The sequence below is a fragment of the Paracoccus sp. SCN 68-21 genome (genome assembly GCF_001724535.1).
In the GTDB taxonomy this organism is placed as follows: Bacteria; Pseudomonadota; Alphaproteobacteria; order Rhodobacterales; family Rhodobacteraceae; genus Paracoccus; species Paracoccus hibiscisoli.
Map to the genome: position 1 here is coordinate 14756 of NZ_MEES01000024.1, position 18912 is coordinate 33667.

Annotated in this window: 14 protein-coding genes and 1 pseudogene; 9 read left to right on the top strand and 6 right to left on the bottom strand. The window is 66.8% G+C overall.

The features are described 5' to 3' along the window. Positions 1-79: 79 nt before the first annotated feature. A complete protein-coding gene (gene argF, locus ABS73_RS09305) occupies positions 80-1006 on the bottom strand; it encodes an ornithine carbamoyltransferase (RefSeq protein WP_277022962.1) in 927 nt (308 codons plus the stop codon). A 120-nt stretch (positions 1007-1126) separates the two neighbouring features. Continuing rightward, a complete protein-coding gene (locus tag ABS73_RS09310; protein ID WP_277022959.1) occupies positions 1127-2299 on the bottom strand; it encodes an aspartate aminotransferase family protein in 1173 nt (390 codons plus the stop codon). A gap of 190 nt (positions 2300-2489) precedes the next feature. On the opposite strand from ABS73_RS09310, the gene ABS73_RS09315 reads away from it, so the two are divergent. Further along, positions 2490-3386, top strand: a complete 897-nt coding sequence (locus ABS73_RS09315; protein WP_277022956.1) for a DMT family transporter — start codon at positions 2490-2492, stop codon at positions 3384-3386. Positions 3387-3392: 6 nt separating this feature from the next. Here the strand turns inward: ABS73_RS09315 and ABS73_RS09320 are convergent, their stop codons facing one another. After that, positions 3393-4229 carry an ABC transporter permease gene (locus tag ABS73_RS09320; RefSeq protein WP_277022953.1) on the bottom strand — a complete coding sequence of 279 codons (837 nt, stop codon included), beginning with the start codon at positions 4227-4229 and terminating at the stop codon, positions 3393-3395. A 117-nt stretch (positions 4230-4346) separates the two neighbouring features. On the opposite strand from ABS73_RS09320, the pseudogene ABS73_RS09325 reads away from it, so the two are divergent. From ABS73_RS09325 to rocF, 4 genes and pseudogenes are all read left to right on the top strand, one after another. Then, a pseudogene (locus tag ABS73_RS09325) lies at positions 4347-4966 on the top strand (GcrA family cell cycle regulator). A gap of 286 nt (positions 4967-5252) precedes the next feature. Next, entirely contained in the window at positions 5253-6971 is a 1719-nt protein-coding gene (gene metG / locus ABS73_RS09330; protein WP_277019431.1) for a methionine--tRNA ligase, read from the top strand. Positions 6972-7125: 154 nt separating this feature from the next. Next, complete coding sequence (locus ABS73_RS09335; RefSeq protein ID WP_286693439.1) at positions 7126-9168, top strand: TonB-dependent receptor domain-containing protein; 2043 nt, start codon at positions 7126-7128, stop codon at positions 9166-9168. A gap of 76 nt (positions 9169-9244) precedes the next feature. After that, positions 9245-10168, top strand: a complete 924-nt coding sequence (gene rocF, locus ABS73_RS09340) for an arginase (RefSeq protein ID WP_277019427.1) — start codon at positions 9245-9247, stop codon at positions 10166-10168. 84 nt (positions 10169-10252) lie between these two features. On the opposite strand, the gene ABS73_RS09345 is transcribed toward rocF, so the two are convergent. The 3 genes from ABS73_RS09345 to ABS73_RS09355 all read right to left on the bottom strand — a co-directional run bounded on the left by ABS73_RS09345 (position 10253) and on the right by ABS73_RS09355 (position 14832). Then, positions 10253-12277 (bottom strand): catalase, encoded by a 2025-nt coding sequence (locus ABS73_RS09345; RefSeq protein ID WP_277019425.1) that lies wholly within the window; start codon positions 12275-12277, stop codon positions 10253-10255. Between the two features lie 484 nt (positions 12278-12761). After that, the gene (locus tag ABS73_RS09350; RefSeq protein WP_277019423.1) at positions 12762-13811 is read right to left on the bottom strand and encodes a Hint domain-containing protein; all 1050 of its coding nucleotides are present in this window, start codon (positions 13809-13811) and stop codon (positions 12762-12764) included. 469 nt (positions 13812-14280) lie between these two features. Beyond that, on the bottom strand, positions 14281-14832 hold the full coding sequence (locus ABS73_RS09355; RefSeq protein WP_136856362.1) for a LabA-like NYN domain-containing protein: 552 nt from the start codon (positions 14830-14832) through the stop codon (positions 14281-14283). Between the two features lie 111 nt (positions 14833-14943). Here ABS73_RS09355 and folK point away from each other — a divergent pair, with 111 nt between their 5' ends. The 4 genes from folK to ABS73_RS09375 all read left to right on the top strand — a co-directional run bounded on the left by folK (position 14944) and on the right by ABS73_RS09375 (position 18819). Continuing rightward, positions 14944-15543, top strand: a complete 600-nt coding sequence (gene folK / locus ABS73_RS09360) for a 2-amino-4-hydroxy-6-hydroxymethyldihydropteridine diphosphokinase (RefSeq protein ID WP_277019421.1) — start codon at positions 14944-14946, stop codon at positions 15541-15543. 70 nt (positions 15544-15613) lie between these two features. Next, the gene (gene rpoZ, locus ABS73_RS09365; protein WP_277019419.1) at positions 15614-15970 is read left to right on the top strand and encodes a DNA-directed RNA polymerase subunit omega; all 357 of its coding nucleotides are present in this window, start codon (positions 15614-15616) and stop codon (positions 15968-15970) included. Positions 15971-16001: 31 nt separating this feature from the next. Then, on the top strand, positions 16002-18116 hold the full coding sequence (locus ABS73_RS09370; protein WP_136856360.1) for a RelA/SpoT family protein: 2115 nt from the start codon (positions 16002-16004) through the stop codon (positions 18114-18116). A 46-nt stretch (positions 18117-18162) separates the two neighbouring features. Then, entirely contained in the window at positions 18163-18819 is a 657-nt protein-coding gene (locus ABS73_RS09375) for a DUF2062 domain-containing protein (protein ID WP_277019416.1), read from the top strand. The last annotated feature ends 93 nt before the right edge of the window (positions 18820-18912 follow it).

Here is an 18912-nt window from a genome sequence, read left to right on the forward strand (position 1 = left end):
CCGAAAGGGGCGGCCTTTTCTCATGGCGTCGGGTGGCGACAGCCACCCGTCAATCAGGTCGGCTCACGGGCAGGTCGGCTCACAGGCCCAGGCAATGGCGCATGATCGCCTTTTGCGCATGCAGCCGGTTCTCGGCCTCGTCCCAGATGACCGAGGCCGGGCCGTCCATGACCGCACTGGTCACCTCATCCTCGCGATGCGCGGGCAGGCAATGCATGAACAGCGCGTCCGGCTTGGCCCGCGCCATCAGCGCCTCGTTGATCTGATAGCCGCGCAGCTGGTTGTGCCGCCGCTCCTTGGCGGATTGCGGGTCATGCATGCTGACCCAGGTGTCGGTCACCACCAGATCGGCGCCGATCACGGCCTTGTTCGGATCGCGCTCAATGGTGACCGGGCGCCCCTGCGCCGCGGCCCAGTCCAGCCATTCGCGCTCGGGGTCCAGGGGCGGCGGGCCGGTGAAGGTCAGGTCGAAGCCGAACTGCCCCGCCGCATGGGCAAAGCTGGCAAAGACGTTGTTGCCGTCGCCTGACCAGACCACCTTGCGATCCGCGATGGGGCCGCGATGCTCCTCGAAGGTCATCACATCGGCCATGATCTGGCAGGGATGGGTGCGGTTGGTCAGCCCGTTGATGACCGGCACGCTGGCATATTCGGCCATCTCGTGCAGCGTCGCCTCCTCGAAGGTGCGGATCATGATCAGATCGACATAGCGCGACAGGACGCGCGCCGTATCGGCGATGGTCTCTCCGTGGCCCAGCTGCATCTCCGACCCCGACAGGATCATCGTCTGCCCGCCCATCTGCCGCACGCCCACGTCAAAGCTGACCCGCGTGCGGGTCGAGGGCTTTTCGAAGATCAGCGCCACCATGCGCCCGGCCAGCGGCTGGTCGTCATCCGGGGTGCCCTTGGGGCGGCCGTTGCGGGCGACCTTCATCGCATGGGCATTGTCGATGATGCTGCGCAGCGCGGCAGGGTCAGTGGTGTGGATATCCAGGAAATGGGTCATCTGTCTGTCTTTCGGCGATTTAACGCAGCAAGCCCTGTGCCGCCGCCCGGGTCAAGGGGGCGCTGCCCCCACCGCGCTGGCGCGCGGTCCCCCCGGGATATTTGCATGAAGAAGAAGCGCTCAGGCGGCCAGGCTGGCGGCGGCCCGGTCCAGGCGGGCCACGGCCTCGGCGATCTCGGCGTCGGTGATGTTCAGCGGCGGCAGCAGCCGCAGCGTATCATCGGCGGCGGGCACGGTCAGCAGGTGCTGGTCATAGGCGGCGCGGACCAGATCGACCGGGGCCATGCGGCATTTCAGGCCCAGCATCAGCCCCTGCCCGCGCACCGATTCAAAAATGTCCGGGTGGCCCGCGACCAGCCCCTCCAGCCTCTGGCGGAACAGGGCGGCCTTGCGGTTGACCTCGGCCAGGAACGCCGGATCGGCCACGATCTGCATCACCCGCGCGCCGACCGCGCAGGCCAGCGGGTTGCCGCCATAGGTCGAGCCATGCGTGCCCGCGACCATGCCCGCCGCCGCAGCTTCGGTCGCCAGCACCGCGCCCAAGGGAAAGCCGCCGCCGATGCCCTTGGCGACCATCATGATGTCGGGCGCGATGCCCGCATGCTCATGCGCGAACAGCCGACCCGTGCGGCCCATACCGCATTGCACCTCATCGAGGACCAGCAGCGCGCCGGTCCGGTCGCACAGATCGCGCAACCCCTTGAGGCAGGCGTCGGGCAGCACGCGGATGCCCCCCTCGCCCTGCACCGGCTCGACCATGATCGCGGCGGTGCGGTCGGTCACCGCGGCCTCCAGCGCCGCGTGATCGCCAAAGGGCAGCGTGCGGAACCCCGGCATCAGCGGGCCAAAGCCCTTGGTCATCTTCTCGGACCCCGCCGCCGCGATCGCCCCGGTGGAGCGGCCGTGAAAGGCCCCGCCAAAGGTCACGATCTCGATCCGCTCGGGGTCGCCGGCATGGTCCCAATGCTTGCGGACCATCTTGATGGCCAGCTCGGCGGCCTCGGTGCCGGAATTGGTGAAGAACACCGTGTCGGCAAAGGTGTGTTCGACCAGCAGGTCGGCCAGCCGCTCCTGCTCGGGGATCTGATAGAGGTTCGACACATGCCAGATCCGACCGGCCTGTTCGGTCAGCGCAGCGACCAGGTCGGGGTTGGCGTGGCCCAGCACATTGACCGCGATGCCTGCGCCCAGATCCAGATAGCGCGTCCCGTCGGCGGTGACGGCCCAAGAGCCCTCGCCGCGTTCAAAGGCAAGGGGCGCACGGTTATAGGTCGGCAGGACATGCGGGATCATGGATCTGGCCTTTGCAGCGATGGGAAGGGGGGCGGGCAGGCGAAAAGGATGCGGACCGGTCAGGTCGCATCAGCGTCGGATGGAACGGGCGCGTCGCTTGCTCATGGCGGGCAGGATGCGCAGCTTTGCCCCCCTGCGCAAGCGCGAAAACCGTCTGGACGCATCCTTTCACGATGTGCAAAAAACCGGCATGGCAACATCCGGTGAACATCGCGGCCGCACGGTGGCCTTCATGGTGGCGGCGACGGCGCTGTTCGCCGCCACCTCGCTTCTGGCCAAGGCCGTCGGCACGGGCGCCCTGGGCCCGGCCCTGCCGCCGCTGATGGTCAGCCTGGGGCGCTTTGCCTTTGCGCTGGCGGGGATCACGGCGGTCGTGGCGCTGATGCGACCCCGGCTCACGCGGCCGCGCTGGTCCACGCATCTGGCCCGGACGCTGTGCGGATGGGGCGGCATCACGCTGATGTTCGCGGCCGTCGCGCGGATGCCCCTGCCCGATGCGACGGCGATCAGCTTTCTATCGCCGGTCTTCACCATGTTGCTGGCCATTCCGCTGCTGGGGGAACGCGTCGGCCCGGTGCGCTGGACCGCCGCCGCCATCGCGCTGGTGGGCGCGGCCATCCTGCTGCGCCCGGGCGATGCGCTGCAACCCGCAGCGGCGCTGGCCCTGGGCGCCGCCTGCGCCATGGGGCTGGAGGCGATCTTCATCAAGCGGCTGACCCGGCGCGAGGCACCGCTGCAGATCCTGCTGGTCAACAACGCGATGGGCACAGCGATCGCCGCCACCGCCGCGCTGGCGGTCTGGGCCATGCCCAATGCGGCGCAATGGGCGGCGCTGGCGGCCATCGGGCTGCTGATGGCCATGGGCCAGGCGCTGAACCTGGCAGCGATGCGGCAGTCGGATGCCAGTTTCGTGGCGCCATTCTTCTATCTGACGCTGGTCTGGGCGTCGGGGTTCGACCTGTGGATCTTTGGCGTGCTGCCCGATGCGGTCAGCATCGCGGGGGCCGCGGTGCTGGTCTCGGGCGCGGGGCTGCTGGTCTGGCGCGACCGCCAGCGGGGTGGTGCCACCCGTCCGCCCGGCGCCTGACCCTCGTCAGGGCTTCATCCGGTATCCCGTCTTCAGCCAGCGCCAAGCCAGCCACAGCACCGCCGCCACGACGCCCGCGCAGATCAGCGCCCCGCGCCAGGCGGGCGCGTCGCTGACCCCGGTGACCCCGTATCGCGCGCCGTCGATCAGGTAAAAGATTGGGTTCCAATGCGACAGCGTGTTGAACGGCTGGGGCAAAGCCTGCACCGAATAAAAGGTGCCGGACAGGAACGACAGCGGCGTGATGACGAAATTGGTGATCGCCGCCATCTGGTCGAATTTCTGCGCCATGATCCCGGCCAGGATGCCCAAGCCCCCCAGCATCAGCGCCGCCAGCAGGATGAACAGCACCGTCCAGCCCGGATGCGCGATGCCGCGCCCGGTCACCAGCACCATGCCGGTGCCGATCACCACCGCGACCAGCCCCGCGCGCACCACCGACCCGGCCAGATAGCCCGCCAGCAGCTCTCCGGCGGACAGGGGCGGCATCAGCGTGTCGATGATGTTGCCCTGCACCTTGGCCGCGGTGATCGAGCTGGAGGTGTTGGCGAAGGCGTTCTGGATCACCGTCATCATCAGGATGCCCGGCCCCAGGAACACCAGATAGGGCAGGCCCATGACCTGGCCCCGCCCCTGGCCCAGCGCTAGGGAAAAGATCATCACGAACAGCCCCGCCGTCATCAGCGGCGCGAAAATCGTCTGCTGCCAGACCGCCATGAAACGCATCACCTCGCGCCGCGCCAGGGTCCGCAGGCCCAGCCAGTTGACCCTGCCAAAGCGGCGCACGCCCATGGCCGGGGCGGCGGAAGGGGCCTGCGGGTCAAACTTCGTCGGGGCTGTCATGTGGCGGTCCTTGAATTTCTGGCGCTTGGCGGCTAAATCTCGGCATCCCGTTTGTGACGGGACCAATCGCAGGTTACAAGATGGGGCGGCAGGTCAGATCCGCCCGGAAAGGCTGCCATGTCCTGGACGGATGATCGCGTCGAGACACTGAAACGCATGTGGTCCGAGGGCCAGTCCGCCAGCGCCATCGCCAAGGAGCTGGGCGGCGTCACCCGCAATGCCGTGATCGGCAAGGTCCACCGCCTTGGCCTGTCGAACCGCAATGACGAGGCAGAGGCCGCGCCCGCCCCGGCCCCCGAACCCGCCCCCGCCCGGCCGCCCCCGAGGTCAAGCCCGCCGCAGCCGTGCGTCCCGCACCTGCGCCCGCAGCCCCCCCGCGCCCCGAACCCGTCGCCGCAGCCCAGCCCGAACCCGAGCCGGAACCCGCCACGCAGCCCGCCTTCGTGCCGGTGCCGCGCCGCCCGATCGTGCCCGCGGGCCAGCCCCTGCCGCCCCAGCCCTCGGCCAACGAGATTTCCCCTGAGGCGCTGGCCTCGGTCCGCGAAGTCGAAAAGCGCGCGAAGAAGCTGACCCTGATGGAGCTGACCGAGCGGACCTGCAAATGGCCCATCGGCGATCCGGCGACCGAAAAGTTCTGGTTCTGCGGCCTGCCCTCGGTCGCGGGCAAACCCTATTGCGAGGCGCATGTGGGCGTGGCCTTCCAACCCATGAGCAGCCGCCGCGACCGCCGCCGCTGATCCCAGCCACCGATCCAGGGCCGCCCCCACAGGCGGCCCTGTTTCCTGTCCGGGGCGCGGCAATCCTGAACGATCCCTGACCGCAACGCCCGCAAGCGGTGTACAGCCTGTGCACGCGCTGTGCCTGTCCGGTGCCCGCCTGGTGCGGCGGATTTTCGGGCGATTTCAACGCGCCCCCCGCGCCGCCCCCCGCAGCGGTGTTGCGCGCACCGCCCCTGCAACGCGCGCCGCACTTTTCAACACCGCGCAACAGGGCTAGAGAGACGCGACCCCGAAAGGACGCACCATGGCCCGCCACCTGATCACCTCTGCCCTGCCCTATATCAACGGCATCAAGCATCTGGGGAACCTTGTCGGCTCCCAGCTGCCGGCGGACCTCTATGCCCGCTATCTGCGCGCGCGCGGCCATGAGGTCATGTTCATCTGCGCCACCGACGAACACGGCACCCCGGCCGAGCTGGCCGCCGCCAAGACCGGCGAGGCCGTGGCCGATTACTGCGCCCGGATGCACGGCGTCCAGACCACGCTGGCGCAGGGGTTCGGGCTGTCCTTCGACCATTACGGGCGGTCTTCCAGCGACCAGAACCGTCGCCTGACCCAGCATTTCGCGGGCCGCCTGGCTGATCAGGGCTATATCCGCGAAGTCGTTGAAAAGCAGGTCTATTCCTATGCCGATAACCGCTTCCTGCCCGACCGCTATATCGAGGGCACCTGCCCCAATTGCGGCTATGACAAGGCCCGCGGCGACCAGTGCGAGAACTGCACCAAGCAGCTGGACCCGACCGACCTGATCAACCCGCGCAGCGCCATCAGCGGCTCGACCGACCTTGAGGTGCGCGAGACGAAACACCTCTACCTGCGCCAATCCGCGCTGAAAGGCGACATCGCCGCCTGGATCGACGGCAAGGCCGACTGGCCGATCCTGACCACATCCATCGCGCGCAAATGGCTGAACGACGGTGACGGCCTGCAGGACCGCGGCATCACCCGCGACCTGGACTGGGGCGTGCCGGTCAAGCGCGGCGATCAAGACTGGCCGGGGATGGAGGGCAAGGTCTTCTATGTCTGGTTCGACGCGCCCATCGAATATATCGGCGCGACCGCCGAATGGGCCGAAGCGAACGGCGCCGACGACGCCGCCTGGCGCCGCTGGTGGCGCCTGGACGAGGGCGCAGACGACGTGACCTATACCCAGTTCATGGGCAAGGATAACGTGCCCTTCCACACCCTCAGCTTCCCCGCGACCCTGATCGGTTCGGGTGAGCCGTGGAAGATGGTCGATTACATCAAGTCCTTCAATTACCTCACCTATCAGGGCGGACAGTTCAGCACCTCGCAGGGGCGCGGCGTGTTCATGGATCACGCGCTGGAGATCCTGCCCGCCGATTACTGGCGCTGGTGGCTGCTGTCCCACGCACCCGAATCCGGCGACAGCGAGTTCACCTGGGAGAATTTCCAACAATCCGTGAACAAGGACCTGGCCGACGTGCTGGGCAACTTCGTCAGCCGCATCACCAAGTTCTGCCGCGCGAAATTCGGCGAAACCGTCCCCCAGGGCCCGGCCTGGGGCCCGGCCGAACTGGCCCTCATCGACACGCTGACCACCCGCATCCGCGCCTATGAGGCCAACATGGAGGCGATGGAGGTCCGCAAAGCCGCGTCCGAGCTGCGCGCCATCTGGGTGTCGGGCAACGAATACCTGCAATCGGCCGCGCCCTGGACGGTGTTCAAGACCGACCCCGATCAGGCGGCGATGCAGGTGCGCATGGGGCTGAACCTGATCCGCCTTTACGCGATCCTGTCGCAGCCCTTCATCCCCTTCGCCTCGGCCAGCATGCTGGCGGCGATGGACACCGACGGCGCGGACTGGCCCACCGACGTGGCGCAGGCCCTGCAAGCGCTGGCCCCCGGCCATGCCTTCACCGTCCCCGAGGTCATGTTCGCCAAGATCAGCGACGAGGACCGCGCCGCATGGGAGGCACGGTTCCAGGGCGTCCGCGCCTGATTGTTGCACGAATGCAACGCATAAGGCGGGGCGAGGCGCGGGCCTTGCCCCCGTCCGCCCACCGGCCTAAAGGCGACTGAATTACCCAGGTAATCGGCTTTCCCCTCTGGTCGCGACCCCAGGCAGCATGTCCCTCCCCCTCCCGGAGCCCATGATGCCCAAGACCCTCTCTGCCCGCGCCGTCCTTCTGTCGCTGACCGCCCTGACCGTTCCCGCCGCCGCCCAGGACCGCGCGCCCGTCCTGCTGGACGAGGTGGTGATCACCGCCTCGGGGTTCGAACAGACCATCGCGGACGCCCCCGCCAGCATCTCGGTCATCTCGGGCGAAGAGCTGGCGCGGCGCAACATCACCACCCTGTCGGACGCGCTGCGCGGGGTGCAGGGCGTGGCCACGACCGGCATCGCCAATGAACAGGACATCACCATCCGCGGCCTGGGCGGGCAATACACGCTGATCCTGGTGGACGGCAAACGCCAGGGCACCCGCGAATCGCGCACCAATGGCAGCGCCGGGATCGAGCAGAACTGGATTCCCCCCGTCGCCGCCATCGACCGGATCGAGATCGTGCGCGGCCCGATGTCGTCGCTGTACGGGTCCGACGCAATGGGCGGCGTCATCAACGTCATCACCAAACCGGTGGCCGACCGCTGGACCGGGTCGGTCACCACCGAGGCGACGCTGCCGCAGGACGGCGACGACGCATCCTCGCGCCAGCTGTCCTTCTATGGCAGCGGGCCGGTGATCGCCGATCAGCTGGGCCTGCAGGTCTGGGGCCGCCGCTTCGACCGGTCGGAATCGCGGGTCGTGGATGGGCTGCGCGACCGCGCGCTGACCGACCTGTCGGGGCGCCTCAGCTGGACGCCCGACCCCGATCACACCGTCCACCTGGAGGGCGGACGCACCCGGATCGAGGATCTGGGCCGCGTGGGCCGCACCATCGCGCCCGTCGATTTTCGCGGCACGCCCCAGAACGACAGCCTGCAGGAGAACACCCGCGACCGCGCGGCCCTGTCCTATGCCGGGCAATGGGGAGACGTGACGGCCGACCTGTCGGTCCTGCGAGAGGTCGGCCAGCGCACCACCGCATCCGGCAACGGCGCCCTTGGCCTGACCGTCGGCGACCGCGCCCCCGAGGTGACGAACACCGTCTATGACGCGAAATTCACCGCGCCGCTGGACTGGCAGGGCAGCCACACCTTCGTCTTTGGCGGCCAGCTGAACCGTACCGGCCTGCGCGACCAGAACCCGGGCTTGGGCGACGGGCGGACCTATTCCTTCTCGACCGCGCAGCGAGCGATCTTTGCCGAGGATGAATGGCGCCTCCGCGACGATGTCGCGCTGACCCTGGGGGCGCGGCTGAACGACCATGCCGAATATGGCCGCAACACCACGCCGCGCGCCTATGCGGTCTGGAACCCGTCCCAAGATCTGACCCTCAAGGGCGGCGTGTCGACCGGGTTCCGCGCCCCCGACCTGCGCTCGGTCGTGCCGGGCTATTTTTACACCACCGAACGCGGCGCCGGGGCCATCGTGTCGAATCCCGACCTCAGCCCCGAGGAAAGCACCAATTACGAGCTGGCCGCCCTCTATACCGCACCCGCATGGCAGGTCGGCGCGACCCTGTTCCGCACCGATTTCCGAAACAAGATCGAAAGCGTCAAGACCACCGACCGCGTCACCGTGGGCGGCCAGTCCTACAACCGCTGGAACTGGGTGAACATCGGAGAGGCGCGCCTGCAGGGGGTCGATCTGACCGCCGAATGGGACGCCACCCCCGACGTGACCCTGCGCGCCAATTACAGCTTCACCGACAGCGAACAGCGGACCGGCGCCTTCGCCGGCCTGCCGCTGGAGCGCACGCCCCGCCATCAGGCCAGCATGACCGCCGACTGGACCACGCCCATCGACGGGCTGGGGGCCTGGGGCACGGTGAACTACCACGGCAACGAGACCGCCGCCGGCGCCCGCATCGGCACCAATGGCCGCCCCGTGGCCTTCGACGCGTCGGGCACGGCCATCGCCTATGAATACGGCTCCTATCTGACAGTCGATCTGGGCGCGGATTATCAGCTGACCGACCGCGTGTCGCTGAACGGCGCAGTCTACAACCTGCTGGACCGCGACATCACCATGGCCGCCAACAACACCGAAAGCGAAGGCCGCCGCCTGTGGCTGGGCCTGACCTCGAACTTCTGACCGGGACGCGCCCGGCCGGTGGACTTTCCCCGGCCGGGCGTGTTCAAACAGGGCCGAACCGCAAGCCGGAGAGCCCATGACCCATTGCATCCTGATCGGAGCCCCCGTGGACGAGGGCCAGCGCCGCCCCGGCTGCCTGATGGGCCCCGCCGCCTATCGTACCGCGGGCCTGGCCCAGACCCTCACGGCCCTGGGCCACGGCGTCGAGGATCGCGGCGACGTTACCCCGGCCGCGCCCGGCACCCAGACCTGCGCCAACCCGGCCGTCCACCACCTGCCCGAAACCATCTCCTGGACCAATGCCCTGCGCGAGGCGACCCAAGCCGCCCTGCCCCACGGCATGCCGATCATCATGGGCGGCGACCATTCGCTGGCGCTTGGCACGGTCGCGGGGGTGGCGGCCCATGCGGCGGCCCAGGGCAGACCGCAATTCGTGATCTGGCTGGACGCGCATAGCGATTTCCACACCGTCACCAGCACGACCTCCGGCAACTTGCACGGCACGCCCATGGCCTATGCGAACGGCCAGCCCGGCTTCGACCCTTTCCCGCCCTTCCCGGCCCCAATCCCCGGAGAGAACATCTGCATGTTCGGCATCCGCAGCGTGGACCCCGCCGAACTGGCGCTGATGCAGCCCACGGACATCACCGTGAACGACATGCGCGTGCTGGACGAACAGGGCATCGTGGCGCCCCTGCGCGCCTTCCTGGACCGGGTGCGGGCCGCCAACGGCCTGCTGCATGTCAGCCTGGACGTGGATTTCCTCGACCCCTCCATCGCGCCTGCGGTCGGCACCACCGTCCCCGGCGGCGCGACCTTCCGCGAGGCGCATCTGGTGATGGAACTGCTGCACGAATCCGCCCTCGTCACCTCGCTCGACCTGGTCGAGCTGAACCCCTTCCTCGACGAACGCGGCCGCACGGCCAAGCTGATGGTCGATCTGGTGGGCAGCCTGATGGGCCGCAAGGTCTTCGACCGCCCCACCCGCAGCTACGGATAAGGGGCAGGCCCCACCGGACCCGCCCCTTCTTCTTCAAAAAAATATCCCGCGGGGGTCCGGGGGCGCGAAGCCCCCGGCGCCAGCCTACCAGACCTTCGCTTCGCGGTCGTAGAACCGCCGCGCCGCCGCCTCGACAAACGCCGCCGGATCCAGCTTGGTCACACCCGCATCCGGCACCACACCCGCCGCCGCCAGCAGCTTGGCCGAGACATCGTCTGCCCCGATCGCCTTCAGATGCGCGAACGCGTCCGAGACGAAATCGACCGCCGGCTTGAACTTGGCCATCCTGGCCGCATCCTCGGCACTCAGCACCAGCGCCACCGCGTCGAACAGCACGGAAGGCGACCCCGCCAGCTGCGCCTCCGCCTTGCCGCGCTCCTTGGCGATCAGCAGGACGCTGCCACCCTCGGCTTCGACCGCGGCCTTCAGCGCCTCGACCTTGTCCATGTCGCCGCCATCCCCGATCAGGATGCCGACCTTGCGGCCCTGCAGCGTGTGCTTGGCACGCTTCATGATCGACAGCGCATCCGACGGCGCCATGTCCACCGGCTCGCGCATCGGCTTGGCGGCGTCGGGCAGATCCTCGGCCAGACCCTCGGCCACCGTCTCGGCCAGATCTTCGTCGATGACGCGCAGATGGCCCAGTACGCGCTGGATCACATGGCCCAGACCCACCTTGGACAGCTCGAACGTGATCGCATCGGCGATATGCCCCTGCTCCACCTCGGTCTGGCTGCGATAGAACAGGCGCGCTTGGCTGTAATGGTCCCCGAACAGCTCGGCGCGCACGCGCAGCTTCTCCTCGGGCCGGTTGCCCAGATCGGTCATGTCCTTATAGGTCGCAAAGCCCTGCTCGCTGGCGCGCGGACCGGGGTCCTCACCCGCCTCGTGCAGGCTGTTGGGCTCGTAATTGGCGCGGCCTTTGGGTACGGCCATCTGCATCATCCCGTCGCGCTGGAAATTGTGCATCGGGCATTTCGGCGCATTGATCGGGATCTGGTGGAAATTGGTTGTCCCCAGACGCGATTTCTGCGTGTCCAGATAGCTGAACAGCCGCCCCTGCAGCAGCGGGTCGTCCGAAAAGTCGATGCCGGGCACGACATTCGTCGGCAGGAAGGCCACCTGCTCGGTCTCGGCAAAAAAGTTGTCCGGGTTGCGGTCCAGAACCATCCGACCGACGATGCGGACGGGAATGTCCTCCTCGGGGATCAGCTTGGTCGCGTCCAGCACGTCGTAGGGCTGCTGGGCTGCCCATTCCGCGTCGAAGGTCTGGATGCCCAGCTCCCATTCCGGGAAATCGCCCGAATCGATGGCCTCCCACAGGTCCTGACGGTGATAATCCTGATTGGCGCCGGCGGTCTTGACGGCCTCGTTCCAGACTTGGCTCTGCAGGCCCAGCTTGGGCTTCCAGTGGAACTTGACGAAGGTCGACTTGCCTTCGGCATTGACCAGCCGAAAGGTGTGGACGCCGAACCCTTCGATCATGCGCAGGCTGCGCGGGATGGCGCGGTCCGACATGGCCCACATGATCATATGCATCGATTCCGGCATCAGCGACACGAAATCCCAGAAGGTGTCATGCGCGCTGGCCGCTTGGGGATAGCCCTTGTCGGCCTCCATCTTGACCGAATGGATCAGGTCGGGAAACTTGATCGCATCCTGGATGAAGAACACCGGAATGTTGTTGCCGACCAGGTCCCAGTTGCCCTCCTGGGTATAGAACTTGACGGCAAAGCCGCGCACGTCGCGCGGCGTGTCGACGCTGCCCGCACCGCCCGCCACGGTCGAGAAGCGCACGAAGACTTCGGTCCGCCCGGCCTTGGCCAGAACGCCCGCGCGGGTCAGTTCGGGGATCGGGTCGGTGCATTCGAAATAGCCATGTGCCCCCGATCCGCGGGCATGCACGATGCGCTCCGGAATACGCTCATGGTCAAAGTGGAAAATCTTTTCACGAAGCGCGAAATCCTCCAGCAGGGTCGGGCCCCGCACCCCGGCCCGCAGGCTGTTCTGATTGTCGGAAAGGGGAACCCCGTGATTGGTGGTCAGGGCGTCGCCGCCCGTCTGGTGCAATTCACCGCCATTGCCGCGGGTGTCGCTGATGCGGGACATGTCGTCCTCCTGTGATGGGCGTTGCCGCTCAACGGGATGGGGGCGTCAGGGTTCCTGATTTCGGGGCTATGAATTGTTCATCCGCTTGCCCTGCGCGGCGCGGCCTGCGATAGGAACGGGGATGGTGACGCGGACGTGGCGAAATCGGTAGACGCAGCAGACTTTGACAATTGGAGTGCCCGTCGGGAAACCGGCGGTGCAGAACCGCTCAAATTCGGGGAAAGCTGACGGGTTCGCCCCTGCCAATCCCGAGCCAAGCCCCCTGAGACGGGGAAGGTGTAGAGACTAGACGGGCGGCGCCTAACGCCTTCGGGCCATGGCGAAGGGATAGTCCAGACCACGAACGGGGCCAGCCCCGGCGGCGAAAGTCGAAGTGGTACGAAAATCTGTTTTCCGTCAGGAAGTGCGGGTTCAAGTCCCGCCGTCCGCACCACCATCAATCCATGACGCGGGCCGCGACATCGCCGCAGCCCGACATTAGCGGTCAGGAGACCAGCGCACGCTCGTTGCGGGCGTGGCGTTCGACCAGGCGCCGCAGTTGCGGGCCGCGCGCCAGATGGCGCGCCTCGCGCGGCAGGCGGGAGGCGTCGCGCAGCTGAGGGAAAAGCGCGTCGATCTCGGCCAGCGCGGTCTTGCCAAGCGATTCAAGCGCCTGTGCACCCGGATACAGCGATTCGGTCAGCGCGCCGTCCGACATCACGACCTGGTGGTCGTCGAACATCAGGTGGACATAGGTGACCTGGGTGACGTCCTCGTCGATGCGAATGCCGGGCAGTTCGGTCAGCTGGCAGGCTGGGGCCAGAACCTCGGCCGCGCCAAAGATGCGCTGCGCGATGGCCGAGCGGATCAGGATGCGGTGCTGGCGCGACACGACCAGCGGACGCACGGGCTGATCGGCCCCCAGGGCGCCGGCCTCGATGCGCACGGGACGCAGCTTGGGCTTGGCGGCCAGGTCGATCGCATCCAAGGCGCGCGTCCCGGTCCAGCGCAGCGGCTGGAATCCGTTGTCGCGGGTCCAGATCATGTCACCGGGCTGCAGCGTCTCGACCGCGCGGTCGCCCTGTTCGGTCAGGATCATCGTGCCGGCGGCAAAACAGATGATGTCCAGATCAAAGATGTCCGGATTGAACGAGATCCGCGCCACATAGGTGTTCGCCGGCAGCGGCGTGGCCTGCAGGATCTCGACCGAATACAGCGCATTGATGTCGGACCACTCGTCCACGCTGTCCAGGGCGGGGCGGAAGAACATGTCGCCGTTGCGCATCTGGATCAGCACGCCCTGCTGGTCGCTGGTGGTGTTGTCGGGAAAGGTCAGCCGGTAATCGACCCGCAGAAAGCCGGTGATCTGGCTGCTGACCTGGGCATCCGCGTCCGGGGACCGATAGGAAAAGGTGCTGGGACCGAACAGGTTGTGGTTGTAGGTCGTTGCATAGGCGGTGGTCCACCCGGTCTCCGGGGTGTTGATGACGCGCAGGCCACCGACCAGGCTGACCGGCTCGATCTGGTTCGGGCCGGTCGCGGTATAACCGTTCATGGACTCAGCCTCGGCTGCAGTCGCCGGTGAACCCGCCGTCGCGTTGATCTGCGCTCCGTTTCCGAACCACATCCAGGTGACAGGATAAGTCATGAGAGCCTCCGCCAGTAAAGAATTCCGGGGCTAGTCCTCGCCGAAGCCGTTGGGGACCTGTTTTTTTGTATAAGGTTTTAGATAAAAACGATTGAGTTTATTAAACTTTTGTCGATGGAATTTTTGTCAACGCGCCTGTAAATGCTGCATCGGTGCGCGCGTTCGCGACACGATGCCACGGCCCCGGTCGTCGCATCGCGTTCTTATGGTTGCACAATTTGAGGGGACAGGACGCGGCTGCCGGACTCGCGCCGCAAAACGACCGCGCCATCGCCATGCGGGCTGCGCCGTGACGAATCACACGGACGCGGGCGAAGGCAACATCGGGTCGCCTTCGCCCAGATCACGCGATCTTGAACAGATAGGGGTGCCCGGATCAGGTTTCGACCGGCTGCGCCTCGCGCGGAGGGCGCCCGATGATGTCGCGCAGGGCATCCAGTTCGATGAAGTTGTCGGCTTGGCGCCGCAGATCGTCGGCGATCATCGGCGGCTGGCTGCGGATGGTGGACACGACCGATACGCGCACGCCCTGCCGCTGCAGCGACGCCACCAGAGGGCGGAAATCGCCATCGCCCGAGAACAGCACGGCATGGTCAAGACGCGGCGCCAGCTCCATCGCGTCGACGGTCAGTTCGATGTCCATGTTGCCCTTGACCTTGCGGCGGCCCATCGCGTCCGTGTATTCGCGGGCCGGCTTGGTCACCACGCAGAACCCATTGTAATGCAGCCAGTCGACCAGCGGGCGGATCGGGGAATATTCCTCGCCCTCGATCAGCGCGGTGTAATAATAGGCGCGCACCAGCTTGCCCCGACGGTCGAATTCCTGGCGCAGCAGCTTGTAATCGATGTCAAAGCCAAGCGCCTTGGAGGCCGCATAAAGATTCGCGCCATCGATAAAGAGGGCCAATCTGTCATCTTTGTAAAACATGGGTGTTGCCTTTGTGGAACGGGTCGCTGCAAGCCACGGGCAGGGCGGGCCAGGGTGAGGGACCTGAGACGGACCGGTCCGTGGCATCGACTTGTATGGAAAGAGGAAAGCGTGGTTAACCTGTCTTTTGGTATCGTTGCTCTGGGCGCCAATCTGCCCCTGTCGGAGCGGGATCCGGCCGCCACCCTTCGCATCGCCCTGAGTATTCTGCACACCGCTCCGGGCATTTCAATCACCGCGACCAGTCGCATATGGCGGACTCCCGCCATGCCAGTAGGGTTGGGGCCGGATTTCGCCAATGCCGCGGCCCTGATCGCCACCCGCCTTACCCCGCAGGAGGTGCTGGACAGCCTGCACCGGATCGAGGCCGATCACGGTCGCGACCGCAGCACCGGCCGCTGGAGCGCGCGGGTGCTGGACCTGGACCTGATCGCGATGGACGATCGGATCGAACCCGACATGACGGGGCTGCGCGCCTGGATGGACCTTGGCGCCGAGGATCAGGCCCGGCGCGCGCCCGACCGGCTGATCCTGCCGCATCCGCGGATGCAGGACCGCGCCTTTGTGCTGGCCCCCCTGGCCGAGATCGCGCCGGGCTGGCACCATCCCCTGACCGGGCGCAGCGTGGCGGCGATGCTGGCGGATCTGGGGCCGGATGCGCTGGCGGGAATGCACCCGGTCCGCGCCGCGGAATCGCCAGGTTTTGCTTGACAATCGGCGCTGTGGCACCCATCAGTCCGGTTCGCCCCGAATGTCCGATTCGCAACTGCACAGGTGATCCATGGCCCGCGTAACGGTCGAAGACTGCGTCGACAAGGTTCCGAACCGCTTTGATCTGGTGATGCTTGCATCCCATCGCGCCCGCGAGATCGCTGCCGGCAGCGCCCCCACGGTCGATCGCGACAACGACAAGAACCCGGTGGTCGCCCTGCGCGAAATCGCCGAAGAAACCCAGCCCGTCGACGATCTGCGCGAGCGGATGATCGAATCGACCCAGACCCAGATCGAGGTCGACGAGCCCGAGGAGGACGCCATGGCGCTGCTGCTGGGCGCCGAGGTCGATCGTCCCAAGCCGTCGGATGAGGAATCCGAGGAACGCATGCTGCGGATGATGCTGGAAGCGAACCAGCGCTCCTGACACGCCCATCACAGAGGTCTTCGACACCATCATGATCGACGTCGAAGACCTGCTGGCCCTTGTCCGCAACTATAATCCGCGCAGCAATTGCGCGCTGATCCGCGACGCCTATGAATACGGCATGCGGATGCACGAGGGCCAGTTCCGCCATTCCGGCGAGCCCTATTTCACCCACCCCATCGCCGTCGCCGCCATCCTGACCGAGATGCGCCTGGACGACGCGACCATCGTGACGGCCCTGCTGCACGACACGATCGAGGACACGCGATCGACCAAGGACGAGGTCGTCGCCATGTTCGGCGCCGAGATCGCCGATCTGGTCGACGGGGTCACCAAGCTGACCAACCTGGAGCTGTCCAGCACCCAGTCCAAGCAGGCCGAGAATTTCCGCAAGCTGTTCATGGCCATGTCGCGCGACATGCGTGTGATCCTGGTCAAGCTGGCCGACCGGCTGCACAATATGCGCACGATCCGGTCCATGCGCCCCGACAAGCAGGTCAAGAAGGCCCGCGAGACGATGGACATCTATGCGCCCCTGGCCGGTCGCATGGGCATGCAGTGGATGCGCGAGGAGCTGGAGGACCTGGCCTTCAAGGTCATCAACCCCGAGGCGCGTAGTTCCATCATCCGCCGCTTTGTCAGCCTGCAGAAGGACAGCGGCGACATCATCGGCCAGATCACCGCCGACATCCGCGCCGAGATGGAGAAGGAGGAGATCGAGGCGACCGTGTTCGGCCGCGCGAAAAAGCCCTTCAGCGTCTGGCGCAAGATGCAGGAAAAGCAGCTGGCCTTTTCGCGGCTGTCCGACATCTATGGCTTTCGCATCATCACCGCGACCGAGATGGACTGCTATCGCGCCCTGGGCGTGATCCATCACCGCTGGCGCGCCGTGCCGGGGCGGTTCAAGGATTACATCAGCCAGCCGAAATCGAACGGCTACCGCTCGATCCACACCACCGTGTCGGGCCGCGACGGCAAGCGGGTTGAGGTGCAGATCCGCACCCGCCAGATGCACGAGGTGGCCGAGGCCGGCGTGGCCGCGCATTGGGCCTATCGCGACGGGGTGCGGACCAAAAACCCCTTTGCCGTCGACCCCGCCGAATGGGTCGCCAGCCTGAACGACCGTTTCGACACCGAGGACCACAACGAGTTCCTGGAACACGTCAAGATGGAGATGTACCAGGACCAGGTGTTCTGCTTCACCCCCAAGGGCGACGTGATGCAGCTGCCGCGCGGCGCCTCTCCGATCGATTTCGCCTATGCGATCCACACGCGGCTTGGCAATTCCTGCGTCGGCGCCAAGATCGACGGCATCCGCGTGCCGCTGTGGACGCGGCTCAAGAACGGGCAGTCGGTGGACATCATCTCGGCCTCGGGGCAGCGGCCGCAGGCGACCTGGCTGGACATCGTGGTCACGGGCCGCGCCAAGGCCGCCATCCGCCGCAGCTTGCGCGAGGAGGATCGCGACCGCTTCATCCGGCTTGGGCGCGAACTGGTGCGGGTCAGCTTCGAGCATGTCGGGCGCAAGCCCACCGACAAGGCGCTGCGCACCGCCGCCAAGCAGATGGGCCTGCCCTCGGCCGAGGATCTGTTGGCCCGCATCGGCAGCGCCGAGAATTCCGCCAAGGAGGTTCTGGGCGTCCTCTATCCCGAACTGGCCGGCAGCCACGATGAGATCGACGGACAGCGCCCCTTCGCGGGCCTCGAGGCCGATGCCAATTTCAAGCGGGCCCCCTGCTGCGCGCCCCTGCCGGGCGAGCGGATCGTGGGCATCACCTATCGCGGCGCGGGCGTTGTCATCCATGCCATCGACTGCCCGGTCCTGGCCGAGTTCGAGGACGCCCCTGACCGGTGGGTCGACCTGCAATGGCGCGAGGGGCGCCACCCCGCCGCCTATTCGACCGTGCTGAATCTGACGATCCGGCACGATGCCGGGGTGCTGGGACGCATCTGCACCTTGATCGGGGCGCAGGGGGCGAATATCTCGAACCTGGAGTTCATCGCGCGCAAGCCCGACTTCTACCGGATCGAGGTCGAGGTCGAATTGCGCGACCATGAACATCTGCACAACCTGCTGACCGCGCTTGAGGCGGAAAGCGACGTGGCGCAGGTCTCCCGCGTAAGAGACCCGGCGCTGAAACCCTGAGGTCGGCGGATCGCACCCGCTGCCTTGGTCGCAACGGGTGGCCTTCGTGTTCAAACGCCGCAAACCGCGCAGCTACGGCCAGCTTGCCACCGAGATGATCTATCCGCGCGGCGGCTGGCGGCGGGCCAGCGCCTATGTCGCGCATCGCCTGCGCCGCCTGCCCGACCAGCCCCACCGCATCGCGCGCGGGGTCGCGGCGGGGATCATGGTGAATTTCACGCCGCTGTTCGGGTTCCATTTCCTGTCGGCCGCCGCAGTGGCCTGGATCATCCGCGGCAACATCCTGGCGGCGCTGCTGGCGACCTTCGTGGGCAACCCGGTGACGCTGCCCTTCATCGCGCTGCTGTCGGTGGGGCTGGGCCGCGAGATCCTGGGCCTGGAGGGCAAGCTGAGCCCCCAGTTCATCTTTCACGAATTCTCCAAGGCCACCGGAGAGCTGTGGCACAACGCCCGCGCCCTTTTCGGCCCGTCCGAGATGCATTGGTACAACCTGGGCGATTTCATGACCCAGGTGTTCTGGCCCTACATGGTCGGGGGCGTCATCGTGGGCACCGTGGCGGGGATCGTGACCCATGCCCTGACCGTGCCGATCTTCATCGCCTATCAGCGGCGCCGCGAGAAGAAGATGGCCGACCGCATCGCCCGCGCCTCGCGTCTGGCGGCCGAACGCAAGGCCGCCCGCGACGAGATCGACGCCCCCTAAAGCGTTTCTGCAAAAACCGGAATCATGGGATTCCCAAAGGGGTCTGCTTGTGATTCATCCTCCCAGAAAGGATGAATCATGTCAGCACCTTTA